Origin of the sequence: Microbacterium sp. NPDC056003, assembly GCF_042274785.1 — a bacterium.
Classification (GTDB): Bacteria; Actinomycetota; Actinomycetes; order Actinomycetales; family Microbacteriaceae; genus Microbacterium.
This window is the reverse complement of the sequence record NZ_JBHJXQ010000001.1, coordinates 1,764,613-1,787,566: the sequence shown is the minus strand read 5'-3', so window position 1 is coordinate 1,787,566 and position 22,954 is coordinate 1,764,613. Positions and strand designations below refer to the sequence as shown.

The 22,954-nt window shown below is 68.3% G+C and carries 21 protein-coding genes; 9 read left to right on the top strand and 12 right to left on the bottom strand.

Annotation, left to right across the window (positions count from 1 at the left end; translation table 11 throughout):
* The first annotated feature begins 13 nt into the window (after positions 1-13).
* Positions 14-1,534 (top strand): o-succinylbenzoate--CoA ligase, encoded by a 1,521-nt coding sequence (gene menE, locus ACFC1W_RS08140; protein ID WP_375990808.1) that lies wholly within the window; start codon positions 14-16, stop codon positions 1,532-1,534.
* A gap of 21 nt (positions 1,535-1,555) precedes the next feature.
* On the opposite strand, the gene ACFC1W_RS08135 is transcribed toward menE, so the two are convergent.
* From ACFC1W_RS08135 to ACFC1W_RS08115, 5 genes are all read right to left on the bottom strand, one after another.
* Positions 1,556-2,407 carry a PaaX family transcriptional regulator C-terminal domain-containing protein gene (locus ACFC1W_RS08135; RefSeq protein ID WP_375990806.1) on the bottom strand — a complete coding sequence of 284 codons (852 nt, stop codon included), beginning with the start codon at positions 2,405-2,407 and terminating at the stop codon, positions 1,556-1,558.
* Positions 2,404-3,207, bottom strand: coding sequence for an ABC transporter ATP-binding protein (locus ACFC1W_RS08130; protein WP_375990804.1), 804 nt, complete (start codon positions 3,205-3,207; stop codon positions 2,404-2,406). Before ACFC1W_RS08130 ends, ACFC1W_RS08135 begins: the two co-directional genes overlap by 4 nt.
* Positions 3,200-4,024 (bottom strand): ABC transporter permease, encoded by an 825-nt coding sequence (locus ACFC1W_RS08125; protein ID WP_375990801.1) that lies wholly within the window; start codon positions 4,022-4,024, stop codon positions 3,200-3,202. Before ACFC1W_RS08125 ends, ACFC1W_RS08130 begins: the two co-directional genes overlap by 8 nt.
* Complete coding sequence (locus ACFC1W_RS08120) at positions 4,021-4,875, bottom strand: ABC transporter permease (RefSeq protein WP_375990799.1); 855 nt, start codon at positions 4,873-4,875, stop codon at positions 4,021-4,023. The genes ACFC1W_RS08125 and ACFC1W_RS08120 overlap by 4 nt, the downstream gene beginning before the upstream one ends.
* Positions 4,876-4,959: 84 nt before the next feature.
* Positions 4,960-5,946 (bottom strand): ABC transporter substrate-binding protein, encoded by a 987-nt coding sequence (locus ACFC1W_RS08115; protein ID WP_375990797.1) that lies wholly within the window; start codon positions 5,944-5,946, stop codon positions 4,960-4,962.
* 251 nt (positions 5,947-6,197) lie between these two features.
* Between ACFC1W_RS08115 and ACFC1W_RS08110 the strand changes: the two genes are divergently transcribed.
* The 4 genes from ACFC1W_RS08110 to ACFC1W_RS08095 all read left to right on the top strand — a co-directional run bounded on the left by ACFC1W_RS08110 (position 6,198) and on the right by ACFC1W_RS08095 (position 10,078).
* Positions 6,198-7,073, top strand: coding sequence for a methylenetetrahydrofolate reductase (locus tag ACFC1W_RS08110; protein WP_375990795.1), 876 nt, complete (start codon positions 6,198-6,200; stop codon positions 7,071-7,073).
* A complete protein-coding gene (purU, locus tag ACFC1W_RS08105) occupies positions 7,070-7,945 on the top strand; it encodes a formyltetrahydrofolate deformylase (protein ID WP_375990792.1) in 876 nt (291 codons plus the stop codon). Before ACFC1W_RS08110 ends, purU begins: the two co-directional genes overlap by 4 nt.
* A gap of 53 nt (positions 7,946-7,998) precedes the next feature.
* Complete coding sequence (locus ACFC1W_RS08100) at positions 7,999-9,408, top strand: aminomethyl transferase family protein (RefSeq protein WP_375990789.1); 1,410 nt, start codon at positions 7,999-8,001, stop codon at positions 9,406-9,408.
* Between the two features lie 88 nt (positions 9,409-9,496).
* Positions 9,497-10,078, top strand: coding sequence for a PadR family transcriptional regulator (locus ACFC1W_RS08095; RefSeq protein ID WP_375990787.1), 582 nt, complete (start codon positions 9,497-9,499; stop codon positions 10,076-10,078).
* Positions 10,079-10,240: 162 nt separating this feature from the next.
* Here the strand turns inward: ACFC1W_RS08095 and ACFC1W_RS08090 are convergent, their stop codons facing one another.
* The 4 genes from ACFC1W_RS08090 to ACFC1W_RS08075 all read right to left on the bottom strand — a co-directional run bounded on the left by ACFC1W_RS08090 (position 10,241) and on the right by ACFC1W_RS08075 (position 16,504).
* Positions 10,241-13,111 (bottom strand): DUF6351 family protein, encoded by a 2,871-nt coding sequence (locus ACFC1W_RS08090; RefSeq protein ID WP_375990785.1) that lies wholly within the window; start codon positions 13,109-13,111, stop codon positions 10,241-10,243.
* 148 nt (positions 13,112-13,259) lie between these two features.
* Positions 13,260-14,135 (bottom strand): PaaX family transcriptional regulator C-terminal domain-containing protein, encoded by an 876-nt coding sequence (locus ACFC1W_RS08085; RefSeq protein WP_375990783.1) that lies wholly within the window; start codon positions 14,133-14,135, stop codon positions 13,260-13,262.
* 82 nt (positions 14,136-14,217) lie between these two features.
* Positions 14,218-15,330: a 5-methyltetrahydropteroyltriglutamate--homocysteine S-methyltransferase gene (locus tag ACFC1W_RS08080; RefSeq protein ID WP_375990781.1), complete on the bottom strand. Its 1,113-nt coding sequence runs from the start codon at positions 15,328-15,330 to the stop codon at positions 14,218-14,220.
* A gap of 172 nt (positions 15,331-15,502) precedes the next feature.
* A complete protein-coding gene (locus ACFC1W_RS08075; RefSeq protein ID WP_375990778.1) occupies positions 15,503-16,504 on the bottom strand; it encodes a helix-turn-helix transcriptional regulator in 1,002 nt (333 codons plus the stop codon).
* Between the two features lie 62 nt (positions 16,505-16,566).
* Here ACFC1W_RS08075 and ACFC1W_RS08070 point away from each other — a divergent pair, with 62 nt between their 5' ends.
* Positions 16,567-17,706 carry an epoxide hydrolase family protein gene (locus ACFC1W_RS08070; RefSeq protein WP_375990775.1) on the top strand — a complete coding sequence of 380 codons (1,140 nt, stop codon included), beginning with the start codon at positions 16,567-16,569 and terminating at the stop codon, positions 17,704-17,706.
* Positions 17,707-17,903: 197 nt separating this feature from the next.
* Here ACFC1W_RS08070 and ACFC1W_RS08065 read toward each other — a convergent pair whose 3' ends face one another.
* Both ACFC1W_RS08065 and ACFC1W_RS08060 read right to left on the bottom strand, forming a co-directional pair.
* A complete protein-coding gene (locus tag ACFC1W_RS08065; RefSeq protein WP_375990772.1) occupies positions 17,904-18,257 on the bottom strand; it encodes a hypothetical protein in 354 nt (117 codons plus the stop codon).
* A gap of 255 nt (positions 18,258-18,512) precedes the next feature.
* Complete coding sequence (locus ACFC1W_RS08060; protein ID WP_375990770.1) at positions 18,513-19,130, bottom strand: TetR/AcrR family transcriptional regulator; 618 nt, start codon at positions 19,128-19,130, stop codon at positions 18,513-18,515.
* A gap of 70 nt (positions 19,131-19,200) precedes the next feature.
* On the opposite strand from ACFC1W_RS08060, the gene ACFC1W_RS08055 reads away from it, so the two are divergent.
* The 3 genes from ACFC1W_RS08055 (at position 19,201) to ACFC1W_RS08045 (ending at position 22,124) form a co-directional block, all read left to right on the top strand.
* Entirely contained in the window at positions 19,201-19,680 is a 480-nt protein-coding gene (locus tag ACFC1W_RS08055; protein ID WP_375990768.1) for an ester cyclase, read from the top strand.
* Between the two features lie 277 nt (positions 19,681-19,957).
* Entirely contained in the window at positions 19,958-20,707 is a 750-nt protein-coding gene (locus tag ACFC1W_RS08050; protein ID WP_375990766.1) for a hypothetical protein, read from the top strand.
* Positions 20,708-20,996: 289 nt separating this feature from the next.
* The gene (locus tag ACFC1W_RS08045; RefSeq protein ID WP_375990763.1) at positions 20,997-22,124 is read left to right on the top strand and encodes an FUSC family protein; all 1,128 of its coding nucleotides are present in this window, start codon (positions 20,997-20,999) and stop codon (positions 22,122-22,124) included.
* Positions 22,125-22,522: 398 nt separating this feature from the next.
* Here the strand turns inward: ACFC1W_RS08045 and ACFC1W_RS08040 are convergent, their stop codons facing one another.
* A complete protein-coding gene (locus tag ACFC1W_RS08040; RefSeq protein ID WP_375990760.1) occupies positions 22,523-22,945 on the bottom strand; it encodes a hypothetical protein in 423 nt (140 codons plus the stop codon).
* Positions 22,946-22,954: the final 9 nt, after the last annotated feature.

Genomic DNA, 22,954 nt, shown 5'->3' with positions numbered 1-22,954 from the left:
CCCGGATCGACCAATGCACCACCTCGGAATCGGGTTCTGGCTCGGCAAGCGCCGCCTGCGCGACCCGGACAAGACAGCCGTGGTCTTCGACGGCGAGAGCCTGACCTACCGGCAGCTGGCCGACGCCGCCGACCGCGTCGCCGCCGTGCTCTGGCACCGGGGCATCCGCAAGGGCGACGCCGTCGCCTACATCGGAGAGAACAGCCCGCAATTCCTGCAGGTGATGTTCGGGGCAGCCCAGCTGGGCGCGGTGTTCGTGCCGGTGAACACGCGGCTCGCGGCGCCCGAGATGCGGCACGTGCTCGCCGATTCGGGGGCGCGCGCGCTGATCCTCGACCCCGAGTTCCTCGATCGGGCGATGCCCGGAGTCGAGGCGGGTCGCATCGCCCACGTGATCGTCACGGGTGCGGGCCTGCCCGAGCACCCCGGGCTTGCTCAGCTCATCGCGACGGCGACCGGCGGGCACACGCTGGCCGAGGTCGGTCACGACGACCCGGCCGCGATCATCTACACCTCGGGCACGACCGGGCGCCCGAAGGGCGCTGTGCTCAGCCACGGCAACCTCACGTGGGTGGCGCTCAACTGCGTCGTCGACTACGACGTCGTCTCGACCGACGTGTCGCTGATGATCTCGCCCCTGTTCCACGTCGCCTCGCTCGGCATGGGCGCGTTGCCGGTGATCCTCAAAGGCGCGACGCTGGTGCTCGAGAAGGGCTTCGAGCCCGGCCGGGCGCTGGCCCTCATCCAGCAGCACCGCATCACCATGCTCAGCGGCGTGCCGACGACCTACCAGATGATGGCCGATCACCCCGCCTGGGCCGGCACCGATCTGACGTCGCTGCAGAAGCTCACGTGCGGAGGGTCCGCCGTGCCCACGCGCATCCTCAACGCCTACGAAGAGCGTGGCCTGTCGTTCTCGCAGGGATACGGCATGACCGAGACCTCGCCCGGGGCGACGTCGCTGTCGCCGGCGATGACACGCGAGAAGCAGGGCAGCGTGGGGCTGCCGCACTTCTTCACCGAGGTGCGCATCGCCGACGAGCACGGCGACATGGTCCCTCGCGGCACCGTCGGCGAGATCCAGGTGTCGGGGCCCAACGTCTTCCTCGGCTACCACGGGCTGCCCGAGGCATCCGCCGATGCGTTCACGGACGACGGCTGGTTCCGCTCAGGCGACCTCGGATACCTCGACGACGACGGCTACCTCTACATCTCCGATCGGCTGAAGGACATGATCATCTCGGGAGGAGAGAACATCTACCCCGCCGAGGTCGAGAACCTCATCGCCGACATCGAGGGCATCTCGGGCGTGGCCGTCGTCGGTGTGCCGGACGAGCGGTGGGGCGAGGTGCCGTGGGCGGTCGTCACCCTGCGGGACGGGGCCGAGGTCGACACCGAGAAGGTGCGCGACCACCTCGACGGACTGCTCGCGCGGTACAAGCTCCCCAAGAACGTCGTGGTCGTCGAAGACCTGCCGCGCACGGCGTCGGGCAAGGTCCGCAAGGCCGATCTGCGCGAGCGCTTCCGCCGATGAGCGTGCCGCGGCGCGGATGCCTCAGCCGACGAGCGTGGCGAAGTCCCTCACGGCGGGGAACGCGAACTCGCGGTGCCGGCGCGTGAACAGCTCGAAGCTTCGATCGGCCGGCCAGTCGTCGCCCATGTACTGACGGGGAAGCCGCGGGTCTGCGCGCAGCAGGGCGAGCCAGTCGGCGACGAGAATCGTCCGCGCGGTGATCGGCGGCAGGTCGGACGCGGCGTCGTCGTGCTCCCAGTGCGCGATGAACTCGTGATGGGCCGTCCGGATGGCCTCGACATCCCAGGCCAGGCGCACGGTCTCGGTCATCGGGAACCCGTCGAGCTCGGCCGCCGAGAACGCGTTGACCGACATCGGCGGCAGATCGGGGATGATGGCGCCGAGCGCGGCGGCGAGGTCGACCGCTCCGGGCGCGATCCACAGCCCGTCGCGCAGGAGTGCGAAACCCGACCAGGTGAGGGCCGCCCGCAGCCGGTGACGCAGATCGCGCAGGTGCTCGGGCACCGTGAAGGTGACGACCGTCCAGCCGTCGCTCTGCGGCTCGAAGGGCGCCGGTCCGTTGACGCGGACGGATGCCTCACGCAGCACCTCGCTGCCGTGCGGCGTGAGCAGGAACCCGATCTCCCGCCCGAGGCGCGTGCGCTCCAGCACGCCGCTGCGCACCATGCGGTCGAGATTCGTCCGGACGGCGGATGCCGCGACCCCGGCGCTCTCGAGCGCGCCGATCAGCACGCTCGCACGCAGCGGCTCGAAGTACCTGTCGCACACGTACTCGCCGAAGAACGCCAGCAGCAGCTGCCGCGGCTTGCGCGTGAGGATCGAATCGTCGGTGCCGCCGAAGACCGCGAGGGCCGTGCCGGTCGCGCCGCTCACGCCGCGCTCGGCCGCACGGCCTCACCGCGCTTGGCTCGCTGGATCTGCTCGTACACGTGCGTGCGCAGCTCGGTGAAGCGCGGAAGCGCCCGCGTCGTGATCTGATCGCGCTCGGGCGCGAGGTCGATCGCGAGGTCCTCCTGCACCCACGTCGGCGACTTCGACAGCACGATCACGCGCTCCCCGAGGTACACCGACTCGTCGATGTCGTGAGTGACGAAGAGGATCGACATCCCCCGTTCGCGGTGGAGGGTGCGCACCAGGTCTTCGAGGTCGGCCCGGGTCTGGGCATCCACCGCAGCGAAGGGCTCGTCCATGATGAGCACCTCGGGCTGATACGCGACCGCCCGCGCGATCGCCACGCGCTGCTGCATGCCTCCCGACAGCTGCCACGGGTAGCTCTTCGACGCGTGCTCGAGACCCACCGCCATGAGCGCGTCGTCGATCAGGCGATCGCGGTCCGCCCGCGAGAGCTTCTTGTGCTTGAGCGGCAACTCGACGTTGCCGCGCACCGTGAGCCACGGGTACAGGCTGCGGCCGTACTCCTGGAACACCAGCGCCATGCGCGGCGGCGGAGCGGTGACCCGCTTGCCGTCGAGCTCGACCACGCCCTCGGTCGGCGCGAGGAGGCCCGCGATGCACTTGAGCAGCGTGGTCTTGCCGCATCCCGACGGGCCGACGATGCAGACCAGCTCGCCCGAGTTCATCTGGAAGCTGATGTCGCCGATCGCCTCGACGTTTCCGGTCGACGCCTCGTACACCTTGCGCAGGCGTTCGACTTTCAGCAGCGTGTCAGGCACGCTCCACCTCCTTGATTCCGTGGTACCAGCGCAGCACCCGCCGCTCGACGAATCCGAAGATCACCGCGAGCAGCACGCCGATCAGGCCGAGCAGCACGATGCCGCTCCACATCTCGGCGATGAGGTAGTTGCGCTGGAAGTAGACGATCCGGTAACCCAGGCCCGAGGACGAGAAGAACATCTCGGAGATCACCATCAGGATCAGGGCGATCGAGAGGCACTGACGCACCCCCGTCATGATGCGCGGGCTCGCCGCGGGCAGCACGAGGAACCGCAGGCGTTCCCCCCGGGTGATCGCGAACGACCGCGCGGTCTCGGTCATGACCGAGTCCGTGGCGCGCACGCCCTCGATGGTGTTCAGCAGCACCGGCCAGACGGCGCCGGTCACCATCACGACGACCTTCATCATGTCGTTCGCTCCGACGAGGACCGCGACGATCGGGATCAGGACAGGGGGCGGCACGGCACGGAAGAACTCGAAGATCGGCTCGAGCAGTTCGCGCAGCCAGCGCACGAGTCCGATGACGGTGCCTGCGGCGATGCCGAGGACGACGGCGAGCACGATGCTGATCGCCAGCCGCGCGAGGCTCGGCAGCACATCGTCGACGAAGGCGGGCCCGATCCAGGTGTCGACGAACGCCTCGAAGATGACGAGCGGGCTCGGGAAGAACAGCGCATGCGAGATGGACGACCAGATCCCCCAGATCACCAGCAGGACGATCGGCAGACCGAGGGCGTAGGCGGTCTTCTCGCCGAACTTCGCCCAGGCCCGCGAACGGCCGCGCGGGGTCACGACCGTGCTCGTGTAGAGGGTCACAGCACTTCCTCCCCGCGTACCGACTGATGCCACGACAGCGTCCGGCGCTCGATCGCGCGGAAGCCGAGGTTCACGAGCAGGCCGAGCATCCCGGTCACGATGACGAGTGCGTACACGGTGGTCCACTGACCCGCCTCACGGGCGATCATGATCGCGCGACCGAGGCCGGGGATGCTGATGAACATCTCGGCGGTGATCGCGAGGATCAGCGCCACTGTCGCGGCCAGTCGCAGCCCGGTCATGAGGTACGGCAGCGCCGTCGGGAAGACGAGGTTCACGATCCGCGAGCCTCTCGTCAGCCCGAAGCTGCGCGCCGTGTCGCGGGCGACCGCGTCGACATCCGCCACGCCGTACAGCACCTGGATGAAGACCTGCCAGAAGCTGGCGTACACGATGATCAGGAGAGCAGCCTGCAGCTGGTAGCCGAACATCAGGATCGCGAGAGGGATCAGCGCCACCGACGGGATCGGACGCAGGAACTCCACGGTGGTGTGCGTCGCACGCCGCAGGAAGGGCACCAGCCCGATGACGGTGCCGAGCACGACCGCGAGGACGGTGGCGATCAGCAGGCCGATCGCCCACGAGGTCAGGGTGCGGCCGACGTTGCGCCAGAACTCGAGGTCGCCCATCAGCACGACCAGCCGCCCGATCGTGTCGGTCGCGGTCGGGAAGTACGCCTCGTTCACGATGCCGAGGGTCGGCAGGAGCTGCCACGTGACCAGGAACCCGGCGATGCCCGCGAGTCCCAGCACGACCTTGCGAAGCGTGCGCCCCCGGCGCCGGCGGCGGAAGCGCCCGTCGTCCGCGCCGGCCGCCGGGGGGACGGCCGGGACGTCGGGAACGTCTGTCATGACGACAGTCTGCATGGTGTCTCTTCCGGCAAGGACGGGGCGGAGTCCGCGGGCCGCGGCATCCGCCCCGTCGCTGTCATCGTGCTACTGCTGCTGGATCAGCCGGCCGTAGTCGGGCTCCGTCTCGATGTACTCGAACTCGACGGCGAGGGCGCCGAGGTCTTCGATACCGGCGTCGGCGAGGTCCCAGGTGAACGTCGGGAGCGTGATGCCCGCGGCCGCCTCCTCCGGGATCTCGAGGTTGGTCGCGATCGCCGCGCGCACGGCCTCCTCGTTGTCGGAAGCCCACGCCAGCGCCTCCGTCATCGCGGCGGAGTACGACGCCACCAGCTCGGGATCCTCGTCGAGGAGCGCCTGCGTGGTGATGTTCGTCAGCACGGTGAGGCCCGGGATCGTCGCCTGGTAGGGAGCGACCACCGAGGTGCCCCCGCCCCCGACGATGATGCCGCGGAACGGGTCGGGTGCCCAGGCGGCGTCCATCGTGCCTGCCTCGAGCTGCGCGGGCACATCCGGGAAGGCGACCTCGACGAACTCGATGGTCGAGGGGTCTCCGCCGTCGTCCTGAACGGCCTTGCGGATCGTGAGGTCACCGGCAGCTCCGAGGGTGTTGACCGACACCTTCTTTCCGGCGAGGTCGGCCGGGCGCGTGATGCCCGAGTCGGCGAGGGCGACGACGGCGTTCACGTCGGTGCCCTCCGCGAGGCTGTTGGCGTAATTGCCGACGATCGTCACGCCGAGGTCCTGCAGGTCGGCGCGAATGGGGCCGAACGGCTGACCGATCGCGAACTCGATGTCGCCGCTGAGCAGCGCGGGGATGGCGTTGGCTCCACCCTGGGCGGGCACCACCTCGATCTCCAGACCGTGCTCCTCGAAGATGCCCTCGTCCATCGCAGCCCACAGCGCGCCGGTCTCGGCGATCGGAAGTGCGGCGACGCGGACGGTGGTGAGCTCACCCGAGCCGGTATCGGCGTCGGAGGGGCTCGAGTCGGGGTCGGCGGCGGAATCGGAACAGCCGCTCAGGGCGAGGGCGGCGGCTGCCAGGACGCCGAGGGTGGCAAGACTCTTCTTCATTGACGGGCCTCTCAGGAACGGGTGCGGGGTCTCCGGCCGCCGGAGTCGGTCCGACAAGAGTCGGAGTCCTCACCGCGGCGTGCCGGACATGACACATCGTGCGCCCCTCGACCGAGATTGTCAATGATTTCATGACGCCCGTCACAAAATCATTGAACTATCACGCACCCCTCTTGCCATTACCTATGCACATAGGTATCGTCGGTCTCCCGGGACGCGACGACGCGCCCGGTGACGAAAGGACCGCAGTCATGGCGCACGCGAGCCCCGCCTCTCCGTCGGCTGCCGCGCTGGTCGACGGCTTCTCGCTCGAGATGACCGGCAAGGACGTCGCGGGCCTGCACGAGGCCCGCGCGATCATCCCCCGCGGGACGAAGATCAACGTCACCTTCCTGGGCAACGAAGACCTCGAGATGCGCGTCGCCGCCGCGCGGGCCGTGAAGGAGTCGGGTTTCGTCCCCGTCCCCCACATCTCGGCACGGCGACTGGAATCCCCCGCACAGCTCGAGGAGTTCCTCGGCCGGCTCCACGAGGTCGGCGCGACCGAGCACGTCTTCGCGGTCGGCGGCGACCCTGCCGATCCGGCCGGCCCCTATCCCGACGCGCTGTCGCTGATCCAGTCCGGGCTGCTGCAGCAGTACGGGGTGCGCGAGGTGTCGATCGCGGGCTACCCCGAGGGGCACCCCGACATCGCCGACGACGTGCTGTGGCGCCACCTCGACGAGAAGGCGCTCGCCCTCGCGCAGCAGGGCCTCGACGCCGTCATACTCACGCAGTTCGCGTTCGACACCGAACCGGTGGTCGACTGGATCGCGGCAGTCCGCGAACGCAGCATCGACGCGCCGATCCGCGTCGGCACACCCGGCCCTGCCGGCATCAAGCGGCTCATCTCCTTCGCCCGACGCTTCGGGGTCGGCGCGAACGCGATGATCGTCAAGAAGTACGGCTTCTCGCTCACCAACCTGATGGGCACGGCAGGACCCGACCGCTTCGTGTCGGACCTCGCCGAACAGCTCCCCGCGGCGGCGACGGTCAAGCTGCACTTCTACACGTTCGGCGGTCTTCTGGCCACCGCTCAGTGGGCGCGGGAGTTCGTGGCCGCCGAGTACTCCGGCGCGGTGCAATGACGCCGCGCCTCGAGGCGACGCACGACCACGCCTGCCTTATCGTGCACGGCCCCGACCGGCCGGGCATCGTCGCGGCGGTCACTGCCCTCGTGACGCGGATCGGCGGGAACATCGTCACGCTCGATCAGTACTCCGACAACCCTGAAGGCGGGGAGTTCTTCCAGCGTGTCGTGTTCCATCGTCCCCATCTGGAGGCGGCACTCCCTGCCGTCGAGGCCGATCTCGACGAGACGCTCGGACCGCTCGGGATGACCTGGCGGCTGACCGACCAGTCCATCCCGAAGAGAATGGCGATCCTCGCCTCCACGAGCGACCACTGCCTGCTGGAGCTGCTGTGGCGTCACCGCCGCGGCGAGCTGCCCGTGACGATCCCGATGGTGATCTCCAACCACACGAACACGGCAGAGGATGTGCGTTCGTTCGGGATCCCGTTCTTCCACGTGCCGGCTCACGGGCCCGACAAGACCGCCGCCGAAGCCCGGCTGGTCGAGCTGCTGCGCGGCAACGTCGACTTCGTCGTGCTCGCGAGGTACATGCAGATCCTGTCGGACTCGTTCCTCGAAGAGGTCGGCGTGCCGATCATCAACATCCATCACTCCTTCCTGCCCGCCTTCATCGGCGCCGCGCCGTACCGCAAGGCGAAGGAGCGCGGGGTGAAGCTCATCGGGGCGACCAGCCACTACGTCACCGAAGATCTCGACGAGGGTCCGATCATCGAGCAGGACGTGGCGCGGGTGTCGCACGCGATGACCGCCGCCGACCTGCAGGCGCGAGGTGCGTACGTCGAGCGTGCCGTGCTCTCGCGCGCCGTCCAGTGGCACGCCGAAGACCGGGTGATCCGTCACGGCAACCACACGATCGTGTTCACCTGACGGCTCCGACCGCATCCCGAAGAACAGAATCCCAACGAACAGAGAGGTTCCTCATGGCTCAGAATCTGCAAGAGCTCATCGACGGGCGAAACCCCGTCGAGATGCTGCGCAACTCGCAGATCGGCTCGTACATCTACCCGGTGGTCCCCGCCGACTTCCAGAACTGGATCAAGGAGCAGCGGGCCTGGCGCGAGGCATCCGTCCTCTACGACCAGTCCCACCACATGGACAACGTGTTCTTGAAGGGCTCCGACGCCATCAAGCTGATCTCCGACACGGCGATCAACTCGGTGGCGACGTTCCCGGTGAACCGCGCCAAGCAGTACGTGCCGACGACGGCGTCGGGGCACGTCGTGGGCGACGGCATCCTGTTCCACGAAGCCGAAGACGAGTACGTCTACGTCGGCCGCGCCCCGGCGTCGAACTGGCTGATGTACCACGCCGAGACCGGGGGCTACGCGAACCTCGACCTCACCGTGGACCGCCGCTCGCCCTCGCGGCCCTACGGCGATGCCGTCGCACGTCGGTACTACCGGTTCCAGATCCAGGGACCGACTGCGTGGCAGGTCATCGAGAAGCTCAACGGAGGGCCGCTCGAGCAGCTGAAGTTCTTCAGCATGTCGGAGATGCAGCTCGGCGGGGCGCGCGTGCGCACCCTGCGCCACGGCATGGCCGGTGCTCCGGGCCTCGAGATCTGGGGACCGTACGAGCACCACCACCGCGTGCGCGACCTCATCGTCGAGGCGGGCGCCGAGTTCGGCCTCGTGCCGGTGGGCTCGCGCGCGTATCCCTCGAACACCCTCGAGTCGGGCTGGATCCCGTCGCCGCTGCCGGCGATCTACTCGGGCGAGGCCGAACGCGGCTACCGCGAGTGGCTCGGCGTCGACAGCTACGAGGCGACGGGCACCCTTGCGGGCTCGTTCGTCTCGGACGACATCTCGGACTACTACCTGACGCCGTGGGAGCTCGGCTACGGATCGTTCGTCAAGTTCGACCACGACTTCATCGGTCGCGACGCGCTCGAGAAGATCGACCCGGCGACGCAGCGGCGAAAGGTGACTCTCGCATGGAACGCCGAGGACGTCACCAGGATCTTCGCCTCGCTGTTTGATGTCGAGGGCGACAGCTACAAGTTCTTCGACCTTCCGCTGGCGAACTACGGGTCGGCGAATTACGACTCGGTGACGGACGCCGACGGCAGCGTCGTCGGGTTCTCGATGTTCACCGGGTACAGCGCCAACGAGAAGCGTGCGCTGTCGCTCGCGACGGTCGCCCCCGATGTCCCCGAGGGCGCCGAGGTGACGGTCGTGTGGGGTGAGCCCGACGGCGGCACGACGAAGGCCTCGGTCGAGCCGCACCGGCAGCTCGAGGTGCGGGCGGTCGTGTCGCCGGTGCCCTACTCGACCGTCGCACGCCAGAGCTACCACGGCGGCTGGCGGACCGGGTACCGCGAGTCGGCCTGAGACAGCCCCAGGCCCGGTCGACCAGAGGGGGTCCGTCCTGACAGGGCGGGCTCCCTCTGTCGGTACGCTCGGGGAGAGAGGAGCGCCCATGAGTCTGCGATACGCGCTGCTGGCGATCCTGCGGGTCGGCCCGCTGTCGGGCTACGACCTGCAGAAGCAGTTCCATCAGTCGGTCGGTCACGTGTGGCATGCTCCCGACTCGCAGATCTACCCCGAGCTGCGCAAGATGGAGCAGCTCGGTCTCGTCGAGGGCGAGGAGCAGCCGCGCGGCGAGCGCGGCACGCGGCGCCTGTATCACGTGACGGATGCCGGCGACCGGGCGTTCGTCGAGTGGATGGCCTCACCGCTGGACTACCAGCGGGTGCGCGACCCCTCGCACTTGCGGGCCGCGTATCTGGAGACCACCACCCCCGAAGCTGCGCGCGCGTTCCTCGAGCGCCACATCGCGCAGTGGGAGGGTGAGCTCGCCCAGTGGGAGCAGGAGCTCGAGCGCATCGACGCGGTCACGAACCCCATGCTGATCCGGCGTCTCGCCGTGACCGCCGATGCCGATCGCGAGCGCACCATCGCCTACAAGCGCTTCGCCTACGAGGGTCTCGTCGATCGTGCCCGCGGCGAGATCGCCTGGGCCCGGCGCGGCCTGGCGCTCGTCGACCGCGTCCACCCGTAGCGGCTCCGCGGCCCCGCGTGAAACGCGCGGGAGATTCGGGTACTTCGAGCGCACCCGGGGCCCCGAAACCCTTGTTCGTCCCGAGCGTTTGACGCGCCGCCGCTCACACACGCCGAGGGCGGGCCCCCGGGTCGAGAGCCCGCCCCTGCGTGTGCTGCCGGGTCAGCGGACCTTGACGCCGTGCCGCGATTCGAGGGTCACCGCGGGGTATCCCTCCTTGGTGCCCGTGACCGCGACCGTGATCTCGGTCCGGCGGTCGTCGCGCGTCAGGCGGTACGTCCGCTCGGTGGCGGCCGCGATCGGCACCCCGTCGCGAAGCCACTGGTAGGTGAATGACGTGCCGGGCGTCCACAGCAGCGGGAGCGCGATCACCTTCGCACCGACGATCGGCGAGCCGATGACGAGCGGCGGTGTCGCCAGTGCCACCTTGAGCGTCGGCTCCGAGGTCGACGAAACCGTCTGATACCCGCGCAGGCTGCCTGTCACCTCGACGGTGATCCGGTCGCCGATCATCGTCGCTCGCACGTGCAGGGTCGCCTTCGTCTCGCCGCGCAGCGGCTTGCCGTCGGCGAACCACCGGTAGGTGAGGCGGGCGCCGGGAGTCCAGTCACCGGTCACGGCCTTCAGCCGCGCCCCGACCACGGGAGTGCCCTCGATCACCGGCACGGTCGCCAAGGCGACCCTGGCGGTGCCGCCCGACACGCGGCTGACGGCCACGAATCCTTCCGCGGCTGCCGTCACCCGCACCGAGATCGTCGCGCCGACGAGCTCGATGCCCGGGGTGAACGTCGCGCCTGTCGCACCATCGATGACCGCGGCGTCCGCGAGCCACTGGTACGACAGCGTCGCGCCCGCCGTGGAGGAGGCCGCCGAGGCCGTGAGCGGAGAACCGACCCGCGCCGATCCGGTGATCTTCGGGATCGACACATCGGCCGGTTCGGTGTCTCCGAAGTCGAGCCAGGTGCCCTCGAGCTCGGCGTAGCCCTGCGGACGCTCGTCCCAGTCGCAGACGCCCGACGGGAACGTGGCCAGCAGGCGCGTCCACTGCTCGTCGCTCAGCTCGGGGTAGTCGGCGCGCGCCGGCTCGGTCAGCTGACACTTCAGTCCATCGGCGATGAGCGGCATGCCCGCTTCGGCCCGCGGCTGCGAGTGATACGGGTACAGCGTGTTGCACGTACTCGTCGGGTCGTCGTAGTCGAGGGTCTCTTCGATGAACGTCATCTGGGAGTCGAAGCATCCGTCGGTCAGATCCGCCGGCCGCGCGGCGATGGTGCGCGCACGGTCTTCGGGGCCGCCGGCGGCCTCGATGGCGTCGAGCCACTGCTCCAGCTTGTCGAGAGCCTGGACGCGCATCTGGTTGGTGTTCGCGCCGATGTTGGCACCCGTCCAGTTGACGTGGGTGCCGGCGTCGCCGTAGGCGGCGAGCATCCGCTCCCGGATGATGGCCGAGCGGTAGCGCTCGTGGAAGTCGCCGGTCGGGTCGGTGTAATTGCGGATCTCGATCACCGGCGTCCACCCGAGGCCACCCGTCATCATGTTGACGCGTCCGGTGGCGTAGGCCCGCTCGATCGCCTCGATGCTCGCCTCGGAGCGCTCGACGGTGCGGTTGCCGTCGATGCCCATGCCGCCGATCTGCTCGTTGAGCGAGACGAACTGCTCGGCGGTGATCGCACCGCTCTGCAGGGCGTTCCAGCCGTACTGCACGCCGACGTTGTCCGGCTCGACGCGCAGACCGCGGCCCTCGGCATCCGTCCCGTACACGTTCTTCACCATGTCGGCGATCGTGCAGCGCAGACCGTCGGGGTTGGTCGGCGACCAGCGGTCGGCGACGGGGATCGCCGCCGCGCAGCCCCGGTTGGGGTCGTCGACGCCGTCGAAGAACGTGAAGCCGAAGCAGGTGCCGGGAACGGCGTGGCCGGTCACCGCGACCTTCTGCGCGTCGGTCCACCCCGCGCCCGCCGGCGAGTTCCAGTAGTTCAGCAGCCCGCGACAGTCGTGGCCGCCGATCGTCGTCGAGCGCTCGTCGGGATAGCCGATCTCGCCGAGGACGCCGTCGATGATGCCCGGGTAGTTGTTCGACAGCAGCAGCTGCTGCATCGTGCCGGCCGAACCGCCCGAGCCGATGGTGTACTCGACAGGGCCGAGCTGCTCGATGACGTGCTCCTTGACCATCATCGCGGTCTCGGCGCTGGTGACGTCGTTGCAGTTCTGTGCGTAGACGTTGAGGGTGGCGGATGCCACGGCATAGCCGCGACTCAGGAACAGGTCGTTCTGCACGCCGCCGGTGCTGGTGCCCTGCCAGTACCCGACGCCGCATGCGCCGCCGAAGGTGTAGGCGAGCTTGCCGTTCCAGCCCGGGCCGGCCGCCCCGGGCGCCGGGGCTGCGGTGCCGGGAGCGTGCAGCACGGCGGTCTCGTAGACGGCACGGTTGATGGTGCCGCGCTCGACGCGCACGATGTAGGGGACGGTTGCGCCGTCGACAGTCGTGGTGGCGAGGTTTCCGGGGGTGGATCCGTCGACGGGATAGTCCGCGAACTGGCCGGCGGTCGTGCGGTAGCGGTAGGTGACGACGGGCGTCGCGACGTGGCAGTCTTCGTCGACCGCCCCGAGATTCCAGGGTGCCGCACTCGCTGTGCAGTACATCGGATGCTGCGGACCTGAGAACACCGGACCGGTGACCGGGTGGTTCTCGATCTCGATGGAGGCCTGCACCTTCCCGCCGTGCTTGCGCACGACCTGAATCTCGCTGACGCCGATCGGGAGTCCGTCGACCAGGCCCACGCGGGCTCCGTCGAGCAGCTGGAACGCGTCCGTCACCTCGACTCCGGCGGCGAAGACGCGGTCGTCGGCCTTTGCGCCGGCGACGGCGATCAGGGCGTCGCCGCCGGTCACACTGTCGGCGCGCCCCGACAGTACCTCGATCGACACCCGCGGCGCGGCCGTGGCCGCCACCGGCACGAGCAGCCCGGCGATGAGCGCGCCGGCTGCGGCTGACACCCCTAGCGCGAGCACATTCTTCCTGAACCTGTTCATCTCACCCTCCGTAGACACCGTTGTCTCGAGCGTCGGCTGCGTCGCCGCCACGCGCCCAGAGTAGAACTTGCCGTGACGATCGGCAACAAAACTTCAAGTATTGATCCGGCGGCGTCGGCATCGGCTCCCGGACGCCGGGCGGGGCGCGTCAGGGGCGCAACCGGCGAACGGTCACCCGCTCGGCGAGCTCGATCGAGATGGGGGTGATCTCTGCGCGGACGCGCTGCTCGGCGGGCGCGCCCATCGCGTTGTAATGACCGACCCACTGCCGGCGTGTGGCGGTGCGAGGCCAATCCTCGGGGACGAGTTCCCTCGGAATCGCGTTGTCGAGAAGGCGGAACGCCTGCCAGCGCAGCATGAGGCGGGTGCGCTCGGCAAGGGCAGCCGCGGGTGTCGCGGACTGATCGACCGCGGCGACGGCTGCCGCGAACGAGCGATACTCGTCGGCGATCGAGGCAAGATCCCACGCGGCCTGCGGGCCCCCGGCGATCGAGGTCTCGACGCTCGCGCGCATCGAGGTCACGTCCCGCACATCGAGCTCACGCAGCTGGGCCATCGCGTCGGCGGCGTGATTGCGGGGCGAGATCCACACTCCGTCGTACAGCGGCATGAATCCCAGCCAGCGCAGGCGAGACCGGGCGAGGTGGCGCACCGCCCGTTGCGACTCGGGGATCGAGAAGGCGAGCACACTCCACAGGCCGTCCCATGGCTGCTCCTCGACGCCGAACGAGTCGAGCCACGCGGCCTCTTCGTCAACGATCGCGGACGCGCGCGCGGTCAGCCGATGCGCGGTGCGACGCCCGCTTCGCTCCGCCGAGAGCAGGCCGTTGCGCACCATCCGTGTCAGCGTGGCGCGGGCCGCCGCTTCCTTCAGGCCCAGGTCGCCGAGCACCGCGACGAGCGCCCCGGTCGGAAGCCCCTCGTCGACGTGCCACCAGTAGTCGCCGAAGAGTGTCAGCACCTGCCGCACGGGTGAAGCGCGCCGGATGCCTTTACCCGCCGGCTGCTCGTCGACCCCGGTCATGGTGTTCATCATCCCAGGCCGCAGCGACCATGAGCGCCCGGATTCAGCGACTGGATTCAGTTGCCGGATTCAGCGGCTGGAGTCAGCGCCAGACGTCGGCGGCGATGTCGACGACCTCGCGCACCTTCGCCCACTGCTCCTCTTCGGTGAGGAGGTTGCCCTCCTCCGTCGAGGCGAACCCGCACTGCGGGCTGAGAGCGAGCTGGTCGAGAGGGGCGAACGCGGATGCCTCGTCGATGCGCTGCGTGACGGCATCGACGTCTTCCAGGTCGCCGGTCTTCGACGTGATGAGCCCCAGCACGACCGTCTTGTCGCCCTCGGGGAGGAACCGCAGCGGCTCGAACCCGCCGGCCCGTTCGCTGTCGTACTCGAGGAAGTAGCCGTCGTAGCCCGTGTTGCCGAGCAGCTGTTCGGCGACCGGTTCGTACCCGCCCGACGAGATCCAGGTGGAGCGGAAGTTGCCGCGGCAGACGTGAGTGGTGACGACGAGATCGTCGGGCTTGCCGTCGAGGATGCGGTTGAGGATGCCGGCGTACCGCTCGGCGATGCCGTCGGTGCGGATGCCGCGCTCCCGCGCCTTCTCGAGCTCGACCTCCGAGCAGAGATAGGCCCACGCGGTGTCGTCGAACTGCAGATAGCGGGCACCGGCTGCGTAGAACGCGGCGAGGGCGCCGCGGTAGGCCGCGACCAGGTCGTCGACGATGTCTTCCCGCCCGTCGTACGCCGACGCGGCGATGTGGTCGGGCTCGAGGCGGAAGTCGAGCACGGTCGGCGCGGGGATGCTGAACTTCGGCACAGCTCCCGTGGTGCGCTCGAGCACGTCCTTGAGCGAGCGGAAGTGATCGAGGAACGGATGGGTGTCGCTGAAGCCGATCTTGCCGGTGACCTCGATGCCGTGAGGCTTGGTCTGGACTCCCTGGAACTGGATGCCGTGGTCGAGCTCGACGATCTCGACCCCGTCGAGGAAGCCGAAGAAGTCGAAGTGCCACCACGCGCGCCGGAACTCGCCGTCGGTCGCGAGCGCCAGCCCGGCGTCGGCCTCCCGTGCCACCAGTTCGGTGATCGCCGTGTCTTCCGCGATGCGCAGAGCCTCGGCGTCGATGTCACCGGCCGCGAATCGTCGGCGTGCGGCGGCGAGCTCGGCTGGGCGGAGGAAGCTGCCGACGACATCGGCGCGGAATGGGGGCGTGGACACCTCGCGAGCGTAACCGAACCCTCCCTCCATAGGGAAACGGCTGCGTCAAACGCCGCAATCATCGCCGCGCTGCAGCACCTCGCTCATGTTGCTCGAGTCCACCGGTCGCCGGCTGCAGTGAGAAGTCGAATCGGCGACTGCGTGGCCGGCATCCACGCCTCGGTACGCCGGGCTACGGGTTGATTGTGAGTACCTGGCCCGGCTGCAGAGTGGGGATGGCGTCTGTGCCTGCGGCTGCCCGAAGGAACCTGCTGGTGAGGCGAGCGAACGCGGCCCTGAGTTCGTCGCCCTCGATCACTTCGATGTCGGTGCCGAGTTGGGTCAGCCAGAGCGCGAGCGCATCCGGGTCGTCAGAACCTATGTCGACGCGGCATGTGTGCGCGTCGATGGGTTCGATGTCGATCGGGATGACGAGCTTCGCCGCGACCGTGGCCGCCGGGGCGTGCACGAGCAAGCGGGCGCGGTACTTCCACCCCGCTTCGATGATGCGCCGGACGACGTGCCGGACGACAGCCTCTTCAGCGATCACCCGGGCCCGGAACCGGGCGCCGGTGGGTGGGTGTGCGGTCATGCGGTCGATGCGGAAGACGCGCCAGTCCTCGCGGTCGAGATCCCAGGCGAACAGGTACCAGAACGGCCCCCAGCTCAGCAGCCGCTGCGGCTCGACATGGCGTGCTTGTTGAGTGGAGCCGGGTTTGGTGTACCCGAACCGCAGGCGCTCGTGCCCGCGGATCGCCGTGGCGACGGCGCCGAGTGCCGAGATGTCGAGCGGAGGAATGGTTCCGGGCACGATGCTCGTGGTCTCGCGGATCGCTTCGACACGGCGGCGCAGGTGCGACGGCATCACCTGTTCGAGCTTCGCGAGCGCGGTGAGTGAGGTCTCTTCGATGCCGAATCTCCACGCCGCGACCGCGCCGAGGCCGACCGCGACGGCGACGGCCTCGTCGTCGTCCAGCAGCAGCGGTGGCATGGTGGTTCCGGCCGCGAGCCGGTATCCGCCCGCGACGCCGGGGCGCGCGTCGATCGGGTAGCCGAGCGACCGCAGCTTGCCGATGTCGGCGCGGACCGTTCTCGCGCTGACGCCGAGCCGGTCGCCGAGCTCGGCGCTGGTCCAATCTCGTTTGAGCTGGAGCAGGGACAGCAGCTCGAGCAGGCGCGCCGACGTCTCCCACATGCCTCGATGATCTCAGCAATCGCGGAAGGAAGTCTGCCGCAATTGCCGGAAGGGTCGGACGTATGAACACACACGCCGCACTCACACCCTTCCGTATCGACATCCCACAAGCTGACCTCGACGATCTGGGCACGCGGCTGGCCGGCGCGCGCTGGCCTTTCGCCGTACCCGGTCGCGATGATCGCCGCGACTTCAGCCGCGGCATCCCTCTCTCTTATCTCACAGAGCTCGCGGAGTACTGGCGCGACGGGTACGACTGGCGGGCGGAGGAGGCGAAGCTCAATGCCTATGAGCAGTTCACGACCGTGGTCGACGGTCAGACATTCCACGTCGTGCACGCCAGGTCGGTCAACCCCGAAGCGACCGCGCTGCTGCTCAACCACGGCTGGCCGGGCTCGTTCGTCGAGTACCAGCTGCTGATCCCGCTGCTGGCCGACCAGTTTCACCTGGTGATCCCGTCGCCGCCTGGATTCGGGTTTTCGACCCCGCTGTCGGCGACCGGCTGGGAGATCGGGCGGACGGGCGACGCATACGCCGAGATCATGACGCGCCTCGGATACGCGCGCTTCGCTCTTCACGCCACCGATCTCGGTACCGGCATCATGGGCCGAATCGCGGGGGTCCACCCGCACCGTGTCATCGGCACGCACTACGGCAGCGATCGCGTCGTGCTCGGGCTGGTCGGCACGCTGTTCCCGCTTCCCGACGGCCTGTCCGCCGAGGAAGTCGCTCAGCTCGAAGCGATCCAGGCAGAAGCCGCCGCCGGTCGCGGATACCTGGAGATGCAGAACCATCGCCCTGACACGATCGGCCCCGCGCTGACCGACTCGCCGGTCGCGCAACTCGCGTGGATCGTCGAGAGGTTCCGGTTGCCCGACAACACCGGCTCCACGCCGGACGAGACGGTCGACCGCGACCAGCTGCTCACGAACGTGAGCCTGTACTGGTTCACCCGCAGTGGTGAGTCGAGTGCGCAGTTCTACTACGAGGGGGCGCACACGCCGCTCGAGCTGAGCATGGCGCCCGAGGTGCCTGCCGGATGGGCGGTGTTCGACAGCCACCCGCTCGTACGCCGCACGATGGACCCGTGGAGTGCGGCCGCCCACTGGAGCGATTTCGCCGAGGGCGGCCACTTCCCGGCGATGGAGGAGCCGGAGCTGCTCGCGAGCGACATCCACACGTTCTTCCGCGACCTGACCTGATCCTGCGGTGCCGGCGGACGGGGGCCCTGCCCGCCTGCACCGAACACTCCGCCAGAGGGGGCCCTGGGCGGGTCACCCTAACCGGACCTGTGCCCGATACGGGCATTGTCGCCCGCGCGCTCTCGCGCGATTGCGGTCCCTACCGGTTGCGGGTCGCCGGTCAACGCGACTTCTGGCGCCGGGTGACCGAATCGCTCCTACCGTGTCCTGTCTTGCGCCTCGCGACCGACCGCAATCTCAAGCGTCGTCTCGAGTAGCGCCAGACGCGCCTTCTGCTTGACGATCTGTCGGTCAATGCCTCTGAAGCTGTTCAGCCCTAGGTCGCCGTGGCTTCGATACTCAAGGAGCGCGAGGCGTCCTTTCGTCCTCTCTATCTCGACGCGTACGGCATCGCTATCCGCGAGCCCGGAAAGCAATATCTGCTCTCGGCGCTGGACAACACTGCCCCAAACGAACAGTGCGAGCCCGATCGCTAAGACGGCGACGCCCGCCTGAGGCCAGTACCGAAAGCCAGCGATGACCGCTGCAGGCTCACCGAAGAGCGCTGTCAATCCGCTCCCAACAAGTAGCGCGCCGCCGGCGGCACGAGTTTGTCCACGCACGCGATCGATCGTATGGGGCAACTCGACGGTGAGCGGGCACCCCCGCGGTACGAGCAATGGCGGGATCAGGTGACCCGCTTTCCTTCAGGCACGATCCCTCAGCGGGCGGAGCGCGGATGAGCGACGATGCTTCGCGGCGCGCCTCGTACGTGCGGAAAGTCCGCCGGCAGGTGGGACTGTATCCGCCGCGGCTCGGGCATCAGCTTAGCCCGCGTCGACGAGCAGTTGGGCGACGAGAGTGTCGGATAGCCAGGACTCGAAGCGGGCGACCGGCCAGTTGGACTCGTGAACCAGTTCGCCGTACACGCCGGGCGCGGCGTAGGCGCGAAAGACAGCTTGTGCGTCCGAAAGAGGCAGTCTCAGATGGTCTGCGATCGACGCGATGAGGGTATCCATGACGCGATTGCGTCCGCGGAGTTTCGAGCGGAGGAGTTCACGCGTGGGTTCGTCCTCATCCATCGCCGCGTCCAGGATGCGGACGACGTCGAAGTCCGTGGAATACAGCGTGCTGAGCCATCTCGCCGCTCCGCGTAAGCGATCTACGGGTGCGGGGTAGGCGAGAACTTCACGCGCGAGGTCACGCGCGCGAGCGCGCTGAAGCCAGCGCTCGCAGATCACGTTCAGAATCTCCCGTTTGGTGCCGAACGATGCATACACGGTGCGGTTGGCGACCCCCGCCTTGCGCGCGATGGCTTCCATGCTCGTCGCCGAATAGCCGCCCGCAGCGAACAGGGCCTGCGCAGCGTCAGCGATCCGAACCCTCGTGGCATCCGCCTGCTCCTGCCGGTACGACTTGCGAGGGGTATTGACAGCGTGGGTCACAGGTCTCACACTACAAGTGCAATGGATGCAGAGGTACTGCATTGAATGCGTTATAACTGCAGGAGGAAGGATGAACGTAGAGACGCTGCCACCGGATGTCCGGATCGTGGAGCGCATGCTCCGAGAAGGGTTCGGAGCAGGCGATACGGCCGTTGTCGACCAACTTTGCGATCCGCAACTCGTCGAGCATCAACTTGGGGTGTCCGGAACCGGTGCACCGGCCATCGTCAAAGTCAAGGAGGCCATCGAACAGGTGCACCGGGGAATGCCTGACCTGGTGTTCACGGTGGCCGACTGGAGCCAACACGGAGAGACCGTGTGGCTTCGCGCGGAGGCGGTCGGCACGAACACCGGCCCATTCCTCGGCCCACCCACCGGGCGCGCGGTGCGCTTCTCGGTAATCGATGTGGCGCGGGTCGTCGGCGGCCGCATCGTCGAGCACTGGGGAATTCCGGACAGGTTCGCCCTTCTGCTGCAATTGGGGCGCTTGGACGAGATGCTTCCTCGCCCGAATTCGCTCTCAAGCGCTGCACCAGCGGCTACTCACTAGAAAGGTCTTTGACCATGCACCGTCAAGGCGCCGCAGTCGTCATCCTCGCCGCGGCCGCGTGCGCCGTGGCGTGTGCCAGCATCGCGACGACGCCGCAGTCCTCAGTTTCACCTACTGGAGGCGCGGACTCCGTACAGACCATGCATATCCAAGAGCTCGGCGGTCGCTCGATCATGGTCGAGCCGTTCGCCGACTTCCGATGTCCTCCGGCGACCTCGTATGGGTTTCCGGCGTCGACCCCGGCATCGTGGCGAACAACGCAGACATGGAACCGGTGATGACTGTCCAGACCGGCGAGGTCTGGGCGGCGATGGAGTTCGGGCATGGTGCCATCTGGGCCAGCGAGGCACGGGCAGGAGGGAACGCGACAACGCTTCTCAAGGTCGACGCCGCCACCGCGGCGGTAGAGCGATTCCCGCTGCCGGAGCCAGGGATCCCGCCGGAATCGTCGATCGGTGTCACCGACGACGCGGTCTGGGTCATCATCGCGGGCGCGACGGACGGCCGACGATGGAAGGTGCTCGGTCTCGACCCGGAATCCGGGGCCATCACTCACTCCATCGACGCCGGCCAAGACGCCGTCGCCGCCGCGCGAGGCGGGTTCGGCTCGGTCTGGGTCACCCGCCCCATCGGCGGGGTCGACCGGTACGACCCCGCCAGCGGCGAACTCCAAGCCCACATCCCGCTCAGCCGCAGCTCGACCTTCCTGACCATCGGGCCCGACGCCGTCTGGATTATGAACCAACTCGGAGAGGTCGCCCGCGTCGACCCACGCACCGACGAGGTCATCGCAACGATCGCCGCCAGCCCCAGCCGCGTTCAAGGCGGCGATATCGTCGCGACACCCACGACTGTGTGGATGCAGGCCAACGCATACCTGGGCATCAAGATCGACCCGGCCTCGAACTCGGTGACGAAGCGGCTCCTCCCCTCGGAAGGCAGTGGCGGCATCGCCGTGGCCGCCGACGGTGCCGTGTGGATCACTGCCCACGACGAGCAGAAGCTCTATCGCGTACCGCCGGACTGAGTGCACAAGTGCGCTCGTAAGCCTGCGATGCCAGCTGTACTGCCTGGCACAGACAAGCGCGCGCGGAAACCTTCCGACGAGTCCAGCCCACGCGCGAGCGGCATCCCTTACCGGGCGTTGCTCGGAGGCGGGGCCGCCAGCGCGCATTTCGGTTCGTTGCCGGACGCGGACATGCGGGCATCGCAAGTCTCTGGCCATGTCGGCCCGGAAAATCGGGGTCCTATACTGATGCCTGATCGACACGGAGGGGTGGGGTCGATCGCCGGCTCAAGGCCGAGCGACGGCGCGGATGCCAGCCGACATCGAGACTTCGGTGGGTGGCGCACCGCCGCAGAACGGGGTCATCATGAAGCTCGCCGAGGTCTTCGGCTTCGACAAGTCCAAACTGAACTGGTCGCTGGGGCTGACGGTCGCGATCGCGATTTTCATCCCGCTCGTCCTTCTAGCGCTCGTCGGTCAGGATGTCTACTGGCTGAGCGTGTCGTTCGGCGTACTCTTCGTCGGGCTCGGCGATCCCGGGGGTCGGCTCGCCACGCGCGCGACCTATACCGCGGTCTTCGGCGTCATCGGTGCCATAGTGACCGCATGGGCTATCGCGGTCGGCAGTGCCGGCTGGGTGCTCGTCACCCTGTCGACCGTGGTGATCACGCTTGCGACCGGGCTGGTGATCCGGTTCGGAGTGCGCCGATTCGTCACCGGGTCGCTGCTGACGGCCTGGTTCCTCATCGCGATATCCCTCCCGCCGGGATTCGGGGCGGCCGGGATCACGCTCAACCCCTGGCTGCAGGCACTTGCCTGGCTGGCCGGCGCCGCAGCGTGGTTCGTGCTGAGCTCAATCGTCTCGGCGGTGCGTCGCCGCCCCGAGCGGGCTCCGCTCGTGGCCGAACTCCCCACCGACACGACGGGCAGCGCGCTCACCAAGCCGGTCGTGGTCTACGCGGTGCTGCGCACCCTGGCGGTGTCAGGGGCGGTAGCGATCGCGTTCGGCTTCCAGCTGCCCTACGCCGATTGGATGCCGCTTGCGGCCCAGGTCGCGATGAAGCCCAACGCCCAGCAATCGAGACTGGCCGCGACGCAGCGGGTGGTAGGTACCGCGCTGGGCGCCGTCGTCGCCATCGTCCTCTTGCTAACGGTCGATCAGAAGTACGTTTTGGCAGGCGCGATGGTGCTGCTCGCGCTGGTGGGCGGGGCATTCAGAACCGCGAATTACGCCCTGTACACTGCCGGCATTGCCGGGACCGCCCTCATCGCGCTGGACATCTCTGATCCGACGAACCTCACCAATGAAAGCCTCCGGATACTCTTCACGCTGATCGGCGTCGCCATCGCGATCGCCGTGATGGCGTTGGCCGGTGCGCTCGCCAAACGCGACGCCAGCCGCGATCGGGGTATCGAAGCCGGGTCTCCCACCCAGTAGGGCACACCCCGCGATCCCTCATACGGGCGAGGGATCCCCATTCGGGCACGCCACGAAGGAGGGACTTCGCGGGCGCGCAGAGGGCGTCGCCGACGCGCACGCCCCAGATCGTGATGAGGAAGCGCAGATCGCCGTCCGACCGCTGGGACAGCACGGCGACGTCGGCAGGTGTCCGAGCGCTCCAAGCTCGTCATCGCTCCAACCATGAGGCTCGACCGCGGGTGGGCCACCAGCATCCCAGGCTGGGGGGGCGACTCAGCTCGCCGACGGCGCCGAGGTTTCATGCAGAGACACAGGGCACCCGCAGCACGTCCGCGCTATCGTGGGCGCAACTCCGAGCCGCTCCGCTGCTTCGCCGATGTCATCCTGTTCGGGTGCACCAGTCGGAGCCGCTCGACTTATCGGGATCCCCCATTGGCAACGTACTCACCGACCTGTGTCTTGCCGTCCTCAAGATAAACGGGGACGACGGTCTCCTTGAGGTCTACGTTGGACTGTCGCTTAGCCTCATCGAGGGATGTTGCAGTCGGGCCGAAGACGGCGTCGTAATACGCGTACCCCTCCACGCCGTTAGTCGCGACCACCAAGATGAGATCCGGATGCGCGCCGGGATCCGACTTCAAACCAACCCCGAACTCTCCGAAAGTCAGGCCAGTCGCGTTCGTTGCATAGCTGTCTACAATGGCCGACGATTCGCCCGTCTCCGCGGACGCAATCTGTGGGGTTGCCGACAACGCGATCCCCGCGAGTGATCCGACTACGGCTCCAACAACAATGGTCGATCCCACTACCGCGACAGCGATGACACGGTTCCGCTTCATGAATCCACG